Annotated in this window: 11 protein-coding genes; 3 read left to right on the top strand and 8 right to left on the bottom strand. The window is 40.3% G+C overall.

The features are described 5' to 3' along the window. The first annotated feature begins 27 nt into the window (after positions 1–27). Complete coding sequence (locus FJR38_RS18585) at positions 28–318, top strand: diguanylate cyclase domain-containing protein (RefSeq protein WP_168491063.1); 291 nt, start codon at positions 28–30, stop codon at positions 316–318. Between the two features lie 38 nt (positions 319–356). On the opposite strand, the gene gmk is transcribed toward FJR38_RS18585, so the two are convergent. The 5 genes from gmk to hetZ all read right to left on the bottom strand — a co-directional run bounded on the left by gmk (position 357) and on the right by hetZ (position 6,522). Further along, positions 357–956 (bottom strand): guanylate kinase, encoded by a 600-nt coding sequence (gene gmk / locus FJR38_RS18580; protein ID WP_371418250.1) that lies wholly within the window; start codon positions 954–956, stop codon positions 357–359. A gap of 243 nt (positions 957–1,199) precedes the next feature. Further along, positions 1,200–1,466 (bottom strand): extracellular matrix/biofilm regulator RemA, encoded by a 267-nt coding sequence (remA, locus tag FJR38_RS18575; protein ID WP_015080662.1) that lies wholly within the window; start codon positions 1,464–1,466, stop codon positions 1,200–1,202. A gap of 315 nt (positions 1,467–1,781) precedes the next feature. After that, positions 1,782–4,100, bottom strand: coding sequence for a DUF3488 and DUF4129 domain-containing transglutaminase family protein (locus tag FJR38_RS18570; protein WP_168538708.1), 2,319 nt, complete (start codon positions 4,098–4,100; stop codon positions 1,782–1,784). 266 nt (positions 4,101–4,366) lie between these two features. Further along, a complete protein-coding gene (locus tag FJR38_RS18565) occupies positions 4,367–5,143 on the bottom strand; it encodes a PatU (protein WP_371418241.1) in 777 nt (258 codons plus the stop codon). Between the two features lie 191 nt (positions 5,144–5,334). Continuing rightward, the gene (gene hetZ / locus FJR38_RS18560) at positions 5,335–6,522 is read right to left on the bottom strand and encodes a heterocyst differentiation protein HetZ (protein ID WP_168491070.1); all 1,188 of its coding nucleotides are present in this window, start codon (positions 6,520–6,522) and stop codon (positions 5,335–5,337) included. 215 nt (positions 6,523–6,737) lie between these two features. Here hetZ and FJR38_RS18555 point away from each other — a divergent pair, with 215 nt between their 5' ends. Further along, complete coding sequence (locus FJR38_RS18555) at positions 6,738–7,211, top strand: hypothetical protein (RefSeq protein WP_168491180.1); 474 nt, start codon at positions 6,738–6,740, stop codon at positions 7,209–7,211. Positions 7,212–7,275: 64 nt separating this feature from the next. Here FJR38_RS18555 and sds read toward each other — a convergent pair whose 3' ends face one another. After that, the gene (sds, locus tag FJR38_RS18550; protein WP_168491072.1) at positions 7,276–8,247 is read right to left on the bottom strand and encodes a solanesyl diphosphate synthase; all 972 of its coding nucleotides are present in this window, start codon (positions 8,245–8,247) and stop codon (positions 7,276–7,278) included. A gap of 839 nt (positions 8,248–9,086) precedes the next feature. Here sds and FJR38_RS18545 point away from each other — a divergent pair. After that, positions 9,087–9,284 carry a hypothetical protein gene (locus FJR38_RS18545; RefSeq protein ID WP_168491182.1) on the top strand — a complete coding sequence of 66 codons (198 nt, stop codon included), beginning with the start codon at positions 9,087–9,089 and terminating at the stop codon, positions 9,282–9,284. 76 nt (positions 9,285–9,360) lie between these two features. On the opposite strand, the gene murI is transcribed toward FJR38_RS18545, so the two are convergent. Continuing rightward, on the bottom strand, positions 9,361–10,218 hold the full coding sequence (murI, locus tag FJR38_RS18540) for a glutamate racemase (protein ID WP_168491074.1): 858 nt from the start codon (positions 10,216–10,218) through the stop codon (positions 9,361–9,363). Positions 10,219–10,321: 103 nt separating this feature from the next. Further along, positions 10,322–11,677: N-acetylmuramoyl-L-alanine amidase (locus tag FJR38_RS18535; RefSeq protein WP_168538706.1), on the bottom strand; the 1,356-nt coding region annotated here is incomplete at its 5' end.

Below are 11,677 nucleotides of genomic sequence, written 5' to 3'. Positions count from 1 at the left end.
GGTAAGATCATCCTCAAACTACCCAAAATGATGAACAGATTTCCAGTGCATCTTGATCCACAATCTGAAACTAAAGGCAAGATTCTCTTAATAGATGATCTAGAAGCGATTCCTACGGAGCGCTTCTCTATCGCTAATCTGGCTATTCCTCACCAAAATTCTGATGTTAGCAGTAATGTTACCTTGAGTATGGGGATAGTTAGTCAGATTCCCACAAGAGAGGAAAATTTAGAACTCTTAATATCCCATGCTGATCAAGCTCTTTATACTGCCAAGAATCAGGGACGAAATCAGGCGATCGCCTATCAAGTTCAATAATTTCCAAACATCAACAAAAAATTTTCAATTTCTTGTCCTTATCCAAAAATCGCTATCTCTATTTCCTTCAAAGCTTGCTCAAAATCATCATTGATAATTTTTATATCAAATTCGTTAGCAGCAGCAATTTCCTCTTCAGCCCGTTGCAAACGACGAGAAATAGCTTCTTCCGAGTCTTGTCCCCGTCCACGAATCCGGTTTTCTAATTCTGAAAATGAAGGTGGTAAAATAAAAATGCTGAGGGCGCTAGGGAAGGTAGAACGGATTTGTCTTGCTCCTTCTAGTTCAATTTCTAGCACCACCAACTTACCAGACTGAATCTGCCTCAGCACCGCTTCACGAGGCGTACCATAACAGTTACCAGCAAATTCCGCCCATTCTAAAAATTCACCTTGAGTAATTAATTGTTCAAATTTACTCCGGCTGATAAAGTCATAGTTTTTACCATTGATTTCTCCCGGACGAGGAGAACGAGTCGTTGCAGATACTGAATAATGTAATTCTGGATAACGCTGGAGAATTTCATTCATTAAAGTACCTTTCCCGACTCCACTCGGACCGGTTAAAACAATTAACTTGCCCAGAGGCGGGCATTCTTCGGTATTTGCACCATTATAGATAGGTAAAACTTGCATTATCCGTGAAAGAAGTGAATTAATCAATATTAATGATTCATTAGTCTTATTTTAGCTGCTCAGACAACTAATACCATTTTAAATTTTGGATTTTAAATTGTAAAATACCTACAGTGTAAGCTTTATAGGCTGCCATTTCTCATCCTGACTTTTCAAATTGGTATAAAGACTAAAGAATTTGTAGCACTGGTGACAGAAAACCAGTCTAATTCACATGGTACGGCCAATCTGGTGCAAATCCTCTGATTAATTATCTACAACATGATGATCACGGGAAATCACAAACCGATTCGCTACGGTTTCTGGCTGAATCGCTGAGAGAATGACGTGACTAGAATCAGTGATGATCACCGCCCTAGTTCGTCGTCCATAGGTAGCATCAACCAGTTGACCTCTGTCCCTCGCATCGGTGATAATCCGTTTAATGGGAGCGGATTCTGGACTAACAATGGCAACTACTCTGTTGGCAGAGACGATATTACCAAACCCGATATTGATTAATTGAATTTCCATAGAAAAATTGCAGCTAAACGAAAAATGAAAAGCTTGTAGTAAACTTATTCCCATGTTATCCCTAAAGAATGGGAGTTACAACGAATTACACTACGTCAGCCGGAGTTTTTTCATAGCAAATGCTTTTTTTAGCTGCATTATCAACCAAATTTACTAAAAATATTCCCTATGATATAGGCGCAAACACATTTATTGCAACAGGAAGTAGGTAGATGTGAGATAACCAAAATGTGTGGAGAAAAGTAAAATCGCCCAAAACTTTCTTCCTGTTCCCTATTCCCTGCCCCCTGCCATAGGCTGGAAAGTCTGTCTCAACTATTTTGAATTCTGGCTGGTGGTATTAGTTGTTTTTTGAATTCTTTGCCATCTTTGTTGCAATTGTTGCCAATTGGGACTATTACTACCATAACGCCAACTCACATAAGCATGACAGATTTCATCTATAATTTCAGCTATTTCTGGGGAATGATATTGGTGTGAAATCTGAGCATATTCTAGGGGTGTTTGACTGGGATGCTTCGTTAAACCCTTGTTAGCTGTCCATTGTAGCATTTGTTGGTAAAGTCTTTCCATTGGGGGTAATTTCTTTAACCAACGCAGGTTAAGCCACTTGCGCCATTGTCCCCAACCCAACCAAGCTAAGAATGCGGCAATTGTGCCAATAATTAAACCTGTTAATACTCCTAGCCAACCCTTAGTAAATAAAGCTAAAAACCAAGCTAGTCCTCTGAATAACCAACTAAATATTGCCCCAAATACAGTATTTAAAATAGCTGTAATTGGTGAAGGTAGCCAACCAGCGACCCAATTCCAAAATTGTCGCAGCACAGTAAAAGTTTGATCTTCTTCTATGGAAGGAGGAATCAAGGGATGTCCAGGAATGGGATCAAAGGTAAACCAACCATATCTAGGGAAATAAACTTCCGTCATCGCATAAGCATCTGTATTACGGACAACATACATTCCTGTAAATGGATTAAATTCCCCTGGGGCAAATCCCGCTACTAATCGGGCTGGAATGCCAATGGAACGCAACATCACTGTTAATACAGTGGAAAAATGGTCTGGATAACCGCCTTTATTTTTGAATAAAAAACTTTCTACTAAGTCATCCTTTTCATCAAAAAACGGTAGTTCTAAGGGATTGGTCGGTACAGAGTAATTTTGCTTAATATACTGGGCTAAATAAAGAGCTTTTTCGTAGGTGGAATTTAGGGTTTTTGTTTCTGGAGAACGGGAAACCCTTTGTTGATCATAAATTGCGAGAATTTCTTCTGTCCTTTTGCGGACTTTATCGGCAATTTCTGGGGGGATTTGGAGGTAATATTTGGTAATACTGGCTGGATATTTAGTGGATGCTTTACCTAACAAAGAGCGATCGCGGTAGGGAACTTCGGAAACTACTGTATATGTTAGTCCTTCTGATAACTGTACCGGCGCACGTAAACCATCTTCTTGATCGACAGCTATCATTGGTGTGGGAAAGTACAAAGCTTTGGGATAGGACATCGCCGGAATCAGGTTAGGTAACTCCGACACCAAATTATAAGTTTGTACTACCTCTTTTGTTCGAGTCATAAAAGGTGGGAGATCGATAGAAATGCGATAAGTCCAAGATGATTGTCTTAGGGTCGTTACCTGATCATCGCGGGAAATCTTCCAGCCTTTACCTGTATAACGGTCAAAAGCCAAAACTCGCCAAAAACCTTCGGCTTGCGATCGCACACGCATCACCACCTTGGGTTTCATTTCCCCCCGCAGGTTTTGGTTCATCTCGCTATTAAAACCGTAATAAAAATTATTGTCTAATGTTCCTGGTTCACCAGCATTTCCACCACTACCGCTACCATTTCCTTCCCCATTACCCCTACCTTCACGGACATAACCGGGGTTAATAATATTGCGTCCTGTGAAATTGTCTGGGATTTTAATCGGCGCACTCACAGGAAAAGATCGTAGCTGATAACCAGGAAACCGGGGTAAAATTGCAAAAATTCCCAGCCCTAAAGCCACAATCAATAAAAAATTTAAAATGAGAACTTTAAAATTGAAATTAGAATTATTCTTTTTACGAGATTTTTCAGCAATTGATTGCTTGAACCCCAATCGTGAACGGTAATCTAGAACTAAAGTGGGGAGAGCGATCGCTAAAAATAACAGCAACACAGGTGCAAAAGCCATAGTTTGGCTCAACGTCGCCGCCACACCCACCAAGATTAACCCAATCACAATGGAATAACCCAAATCCTTCCGACGGGGAGTATCAAAGCTGTGTAGCACTTGCAGTTGAATTAATAACTCTGCCAAACTCAGCCGAGTATCATGCCAATTTCCTATAAAACGCCCAAAAAAAGCACCTAAACCTAATAACATCCCAATCGCAATACAAAACTGGATAGGAATATTAGAACTTCGGCGACGGTAATAACTCCAAGCCGTACCTACCATAGTCAGTGGGATTGTCCACAAACTAAATTGAGTTTCAGCAGCAATATCCGTAGCCACAACCCCCAACACGACCAACCCTAGCACTAACACCCGTAAAGGAATTGAATCCTCTACCTCTTTTACTGGTGATTTTCCTATAGTTTTTGGCCAGTAATTAAACCGATTCATCCTGGATAGATTAAACATTTTTAGGTAAGCAAAGCTATGATGTAGACGCTGCGGACACAATGCTAGGTATGAAAACTATCACCTTGTCTTCAACTCCCCCCCTATCGTAGCTTTATACTCCCACAGAGTACAAGTGTCCTGCTCATAGCTAAGGCATTCAGTTCGCCCTTAATATCGTTTATCCTCTTTTGACAAGAGAATTAAGTTTTAAAACCAGGAAATAAATCAAATATATTATACATCTGTTGCCATGACTCCCATCCAACCCAGGAATAGTAATTGCCTTAAATTTTGACCTGAATAGCCAACAATAAAGGCTGCTGATCTAATTCCGGGAACTCAACTGTCAACGTATAAGTTGGCTGAATCTGATCAATTTGTAACTCGATAATTGGCATTTCCGAAATTACAGATGTTACAGTTTGTTGCGGATGATTACCTTGAAGCTGCAAAATTCCAGGTGTAGGTAAATCACCCTGAACAGTTAGCTTTGTAGATGTACCTAAACTCCATAATTCTACCCGAATACTCAGTGTTCCTACAGTAGTAAGCCATTGTCTTTCTAGCAATGGTTGAGTAGATGAAATAGGCAAAGTTAAATTTTCTAGCAGTTGCTTGGCTGCCATTAACGACAACGCCATTTGTTGCCGTGGTAATAAATCAAAATAATCGCTCTCAATATTAGGCATAGCTGACAGAGTATCAGCAGAACGATAAGAGCTTCTCAGCACTAACCCAGCCAAATCATTAATGGCCTGAGCATCACTCGGAAACATACTTTCTACCACCTGAACTAATTTAGCTCCCAGAGGTACGGAAGATGTCAGCAACACCTGACATTTTTCTAACAATTGCCAAAAAACTTTTTCCGGCAGAGGAATAGGTAAATTCAGTTTAGATTGGTGAACAGTCCACCCCCAAACAGGAACTAATCCTAGAGATTGTTCTTCTACACAATCAGGATATTCTACCAATTGTGTTTCCCAGGGGAACAAAGGTGGATTTTTTTCTGTTTCGCCTTGTAAACGACGCTTAATAATAGCTTGGAAACGTTCTTGCACAGTAGGAATTTCTCCCAATTGAAAGGTTTGGGGGTTTTCTCACAAGCTTAGTTCACCATTAAACGGCTACCATCTTGAGATAAATATTTACCCCGTCAATTTCCTCACATTCTAACAACGTATACCCGTAAGTGTTGAATTTGTAATTTTTCAATACCCAAGCAAGTTGATAATTTTATGAGGATTCTGAGTCACCATTCATGGGTAGATGCACTAGATCCGGACACTAAGGAGTTACGAATTTCCCAAGCTTGTTCCAGAATCTTAAACCACCGTTTCTGTAATTGCGCCATAGACAAGCCTACAATCTTGGCTATTTGTTCGTCAGGTTTTCCCTGTTGCTTCAAATCTAAGATAGATTTTTGTTTATCATCTAGCTGGGCTAGATAAGTTTCCCATTGAATAGGTGTTAAACCCAAATTAGTGGGTAAAGAAACTTCTAACCACTCATGAACCAACTCCCAGCGATGTAATAAAGCAAAGCGAATTAAATGATATTTAAACCGTTGCTGCAAATAATCACGCTGCCGGGATGTTAAACCCAATATTGCCTCAATTTCTGGTGCTGATAAATCCTGAAGACGAAGAGCAAAGTAATCAGCACAGTCAGATTGTTCTTTTTCCTCTAAATAATCTATTAATTCTGTAATTACAACCGATCGCAGGGTATCTTCTTCTGGTTCGGGTTGCGTTGCCATCGTCGAACGCAATTGTTGAATAGCCGGCTCTTCCCACGAACCGTCAGACTCACCACTACTACCTTCCGATGCCTGTTCTATATCTACACTTGTTTCTGGAGGTTGCTGTTTGGAAAAAGTTTGCGCTCGCAGAATGATTAACTGTTGTTGTCTTCCGGGAAGGGGAATCCGACGCTTACCATATCGCTCGGTAAATGCCATATATTCTCCCAATTCCAATAGAGTCTGGGGGCGATAGGTAGGACCTAATTGGTTCTCCCTTCTAAAAGCATTTAAAGCCTCCAGATAAAAACTCTGTAGAAAATCTTCAATGATAGTCAACCGCCCTTGATAGCTTAATTGCTTATGAGGGGGATTAATATAACGGTAAATAATAGCACTCAAAGTGCTGTGTAGTTCTAAACGTCCACGGTTTGAACCTAACTGATAGTAACGGATACACTGTTGTAACCGATGTTTAGCTAGGCTCATTGCTGAACTTTCTACAGACCCGGAAGTTTGAATGCGTTTACTTTCATTACAAATCCGCAAGACTTCGTTAGTAATTCTCACAGATACATCGTGACAATTTTGCTCGGAAGCCTTTGTTGACTGTTGAAGTTCCCTAAATAGGAATTGAAAGATGACCTCCACGCTGATAGAAATTTTCCCCTGAGTAGTTGCGATTGCTGTTGAATTCATAGTCCCAGTTCTCAAAAAGACCCTAACATACTTTGGACACGACTTGTCAGACTTTTTTGGATATTAGCTTCATGGTTTTTGTATGTAGTCCAAACGCAAACCAATTTACATTGAGGATGTGGCTGCCAAAAAATTTGAACTTGTAACTTCCAACTTTGTGGAATCTTTCCTCATTCATGTTTTAGCCATTACCCAAAAGTCATTTACAACTCATGATGGATTTAGAAGCACAAATTCAATTGCTGATAGACAATGCACCCCAGGACGGTATGACACCACAACTTATGGTATCAATCGCTCCTGTATTAATCGCCATCGCTCAAAAGTTACGCCACTACCAATACTTTATTCTCCAAAATTCTGAGAAGGATTGGGTTTTAACTACATTGAGCAATCGCGCAAATCCAGGAATAGAAAAGCAAGTTATTTACGCTTTCCCTACCATACAGGATGTTTCCCTAATCTCAGATGCTGGGCGTGACCCTCACTTGCTGCCAACCCCCATGTATGTTACCCGGATTCTGTTTCAATTAATAGCCCTCAAACCAGTACACAGCATAGTTTTTATCGAAACACCAGGAACTATCACTAATATTGTAGAAGTGCGTCGTACTCAATTAGAAAAGCTGATTGGGCAACAACTACAAGAATTTAGAGGCACTCGCACTATTCCTCCCAACATCGCATAAACAAATTTGGGATTTCGGATATTAAATTTCCCAAATCCCAAATCTAAAATCAATCTAAATTTTTTTAGTAGAGCCGACTTAGTACATAGTCAGTCAAATTCATTAGTGCTTGCCGTGATTCTGAAGGTTCTAAAATGCTGATATGCTCCGTGGCTAATTTAGCGTGGTGAGCAGCTAATTCCCTAGCTCTCTGGATACCTTGACTATCATGAATTAGTGCCAATGCCTGCTCTAAATCCCCTGACTGGGCAAACTCTCTTTCAATCAAAGCTTCCAAGTAAGGTTTTTCTTCTAAGGCATATAACGCCGGTGCTGTGAGGTTGCCACTTTTGAGATCAGAACCGGCTGGTTTACCCAAGGTATCTGTCGAACTAGTGAAATCGAGAATATCATCTACTATCTGGAAGGCCAGACCCAAATGACGACCATAACTGTGCAAGTGTTCGGCAGTTTCTAGGGATGTTTCACTAATTAATCCAGCAGCTTTAGAACTGTTGGCAATTAATGAGGCGGTTTTGTAATAGCTCTTTTGCAGGTAAGTTTCCGTAGAAAGACTAGCATCAAAACGATTCAGCCCTTGCTGGATTTCTCCGGCAGCTAAATCCATGATTACTTCGGAAAGGAGTTTAACAACATCCAAGTTATTGAGATTCGCTAAGTACCAAGATGATTGAGCAAAGAGGAAATCCCCTGCCAGTACAGCAATGCGATTACCGAACAAACTATGAACGGTAGGTACACCACGTCGGACATTGGACTCATCTACTACATCATCATGTACCAAACTGGCAGTGTGGATCATTTCTGTAATCTCTGCCAGTCTTCTATGACGTGCGGTAATATCTTCGTCTAGCATGGTTGCCCGCGATACAAGCAGTACAATTGCAGGTCTAATGCGCTTTCCCCCAGCACCGAATAAGTGTTCGGCGGCGGCATAAAGAATGGGGTGGCGATTTCCAACTAGCTGTTTAAGGTTATCTGCTAGTATTTGCAGGTCTGCTTCCACAGGGGTAAACAGGGAGGTGGCTGGGGTCATGGATGGGCGGACTCTGGCTTAGGTTACGAAAGTTTACATATTCTTTAATTTTAAGATAACCCAGTGTCAGCACAAAGTTTTCCTTGATGAATCTGATTTTTAATATTTATCAAATTCTTTAGATTTTTACTTCAAAATATGTTATTGTTAAATGTTTTTTAAATTTACGTTAATTGATATTTATTAGTATGAGTAAAAAATACGTAAATACTCCATAAAAATGTAATTATTTTTACATTTATTCTTGAGGAACGGATATGAGCTATGAACATCGAAAAATTTTTAAATTTTAGTCTAGAAATTAGCTTCAAATTCAAGACTGTTGTGTTACGCTAAGACTTAGGAATATTAAATTTTTCAGATTATTCACTTCCGCAGTAAAGCCACCATTCAGTGATTTTACATAATAGTGTTGTGAGTCAAAAATAGCTCGTCGCCAAAAGAAGATGGAAATTATTCCTGACTTTCGTGCGGCAACCGTACCGACTGAGTTGAATTATGCTTGTCCAGTAATGGAAGAAGCTCAACGTATTTAATACCGTTGAGTATTAGCGTAGCTTTAATTAAATTGGTGAGGAGTCAATAACGCAGGCTAGGTAAATTGCTGATGAGTGCAGTTAAAGGTTGCTGTTTAGCAATATTTTTACTGCTGTCTGATGTATAGCCTGACAAGGGTCATATTAAAGAAAATAAATTGATTGATTGACCAGAGAACATTGGTTTCTACTGGGCAGATCACTATAGCTAACTACAGCTATCAAGAATGTGCTTGATTGACTATAGTTCTGCAAGTTTTGTATGCAATTTCATATTCCTTAGCAATCAAAAATGGTGGAAAAATGATTTACGGAAATATGCCTATGATGATATTTATTTTAGCCGCTGGATACTTATTTAGCGTGTACTTATTATTAGCATTAGCAAAACGAACAGGCAAGAAAGGTATTATTCAAAGCGGTTCTAATGTTGTTTCGGATAAGTACAAACAGGAAAGAGTATTAACAGCAAATGTCTCTGAAGCTATCAATAGTCAATGAAAGGAACTTTCTGGCAGGGAGCAGGGAGATTCCTGACTGGGCGCAGGCCTTGCGCCCCTACTTCCTGACTCCTGGATTAAGATACAACAGCGTCAGCAAAACATACCTGTTCCACCATTGGGGTATAGCCCAACCAGTGCAAACCAGATTGGGTAAATTGTTGAGGACAACCGCTGACAGCGAAGCGGGTGGGCATTGGTGGATGAGTATTTTTAATTCCTAATATATCTAACTCTTGAGAGCAAGCAGCCACAACATGAACTGCTGGGTTGATGAGTTTGACTTGAGACGGTAGGAGCGATCGCAAAACTGGCGATAAATGAGGATAATGAGTACAACCATAGACTAAAGTATCTATTTCTTGGCGCAGCAAAGGTTCTAGATAAGTTTTGGCTATTTCCGTAGTGTAAGGATCATGGATGCGATTTTGCTCAATTAGTGGCACAAATTCTGGACAACTGACTTGCCACACTTGAACATTAGGGTTAATTTCTAAAATAGCTTGGCGATAGGCATTGCTTTGAGCAGTAGCTGGAGTAGCAATCACACCAATCCGCTGTCCTTGCTGTACTGCTGCCTTCGCTCCAGGTAAAATCACTCCTAGAATAGGGAAATTAAATTCTTGACGTACAATATCTAATGCCAGAGCAGAACTAGTATTACAAGCCATAACTGCCATTTTTACCCGTTGCTGCTGCATCCAATGAAGGATTTCCCGGACAAATTGTAAAATTTCGGTTTGGGAGCGAATACCATAAGGAAGGCGGGCTGTGTCCCCCACATAAATAATGGATTCATTGGGAAGCTGCTGATAAATTTGTCGCAGTACGGTTAGTCCACCTACACCACTGTCAAATACCCCAATAGGAGCGCGTTGAGGTTCTTGAGAGGAGAAAGTATCAAAATGATTATCAAAAATAGAAGTTGAATGCACAGGAAATATTAATTTAGATTGTGGTTAGTGGTTAGTGGTTAGTAGTCAGTTGTCAGTTGTCAGTGGTAAAGAAAAACAGAAAACAACTGACAAAGGATGATTATTACCTTTGTTTTAAATAATTCAGAACACCACTCGCTATTCCTTCAGCCATACGACTTTGATATTCTGGTGAGCCTAAGCGGGGATTATCTTCTCGACCACTCATATAACCTGTTTCTACTAAAATAGCCGGCATAGAATTTTTTCTAAGAACATAAAATCTAGCTTTACGAGTGCCTCGATTTTTCAGGGTACTGATATTTTGGAGAATATTCTGACGAACAGCTTCTGCTAAACCATAACCACTATCGTAATAATATACTTCTAACCCATTGACATCAGGCCTATTATCCACAGAATTAGCGTGAATACTGACAAACAAAGTAGCATTGACACGCTTGGCTATATCCACCCGTCCTTGGAGTTCTACAAAAAAGTCAGCATCTCGCGTTAGTACAACCTGTACGCCATTTTCTTCTAAAATTCTCGCTACTTTTGTACTAATGGGGAGAACTACATCCTTTTCTAAGAGTCCACCCAGTCCAGGAGCGCCAGGATCTTTACCGCCATGTCCCGGATCAAGAACTACTAAAACTTTCCCTCTAGGGACTGGTATATCTGGCTGGAATCTTGTTTGAGGAGTATCTATGTTAATACGTGAGGAATCTATCGGTGGTATGGGCGGTATGGGAGGTGAAATTCCAGGACGTTGAGCGCGGAGGTTAGTTTGTAACGGTAAAGCTAATAATTGTGTAGTTACTTGATTGAGTCCCCCAAAGCTCACACCAGCAGCAGGTTGAACTAGCACAACTACAGTATTAGAATCTTGGGGTTGGAGACGGATTTTAAGAATAGGACTATTGGTATTAAAAGTAGGTCCTTGGACTTGGTTGGCTAACTGAGCATTAGGAATAGTGATCCGAAATAAGCCTGAGCTTCTATCCCAGCCGCTGGTAGCAGATATGGCTTGGTCGGCTCTAATTAATAGTTGTGTACCATTTCCCCCGATTTCAATAGATTGAATCATGGAGGGGGAATCACTAATTGATGGTACAGAAGACGGAATATCATTAGGTAATTTAGCGACCCGCTCAGGTAGCACAATGAAACCGTTATTTCCACTAGCGATCGCCTGCCAATTGCGACTAGTATTATCTAACTGCAAGGTCATGCGAACAGCAGATGGCCTACTTGATAATTGGTTAAATTGGATACGACGGACACCATAGCGATTAATCAATAAATCCCGTTGTTCCAAATCTGGTGATAAAGCTGCACCAATGATATCAATATTAACGGAGCGGTGATCTTGACTATGATTAACTTGTAGTTGAGGATTACCACCATTGGTATTAATGAAAAACCCATCTCCTGTGACGCGCAATTTTTCTATTTGAATTAACCCTGCTGATATTTC

Origin of the sequence: Anabaena sp. UHCC 0253, from assembly GCF_009712085.1 — a bacterium.
GTDB lineage: Bacteria > Cyanobacteriota > Cyanobacteriia > Cyanobacteriales > Nostocaceae > Dolichospermum.
The sequence above is the reverse complement of the archived record's forward strand: the minus strand, read 5'-3'. Positions and strand labels throughout refer to the sequence as shown.

Bases quoted from the DNA above. Each gene is read 5' to 3' on its own strand.
- FJR38_RS18545 (WP_168491182.1), top strand. From the start codon at position 9,087: ATGATTTACGGAAATATGCCTATGATGATATTTATTTTAGCCGCTGGA.
- hetZ (WP_168491070.1), bottom strand. From the start codon at position 6,522: ATGAATTCAACAGCAATCGCAACTACTCAGGGGAAAATTTCTATCAGC.
- remA (WP_015080662.1), bottom strand. From the start codon at position 1,466: ATGGAAATTCAATTAATCAATATCGGGTTTGGTAATATCGTCTCTGCC.
- sds (WP_168491072.1), bottom strand. From the start codon at position 8,247: ATGACCCCAGCCACCTCCCTGTTTACCCCTGTGGAAGCAGACCTGCAA.
- FJR38_RS18555 (WP_168491180.1), top strand. From the start codon at position 6,738: ATGGATTTAGAAGCACAAATTCAATTGCTGATAGACAATGCACCCCAG.
- FJR38_RS18585 (WP_168491063.1), top strand. From the start codon at position 28: ATGATGAACAGATTTCCAGTGCATCTTGATCCACAATCTGAAACTAAA.
- FJR38_RS18570 (WP_168538708.1), bottom strand. From the start codon at position 4,100: ATGTTTAATCTATCCAGGATGAATCGGTTTAATTACTGGCCAAAAACT.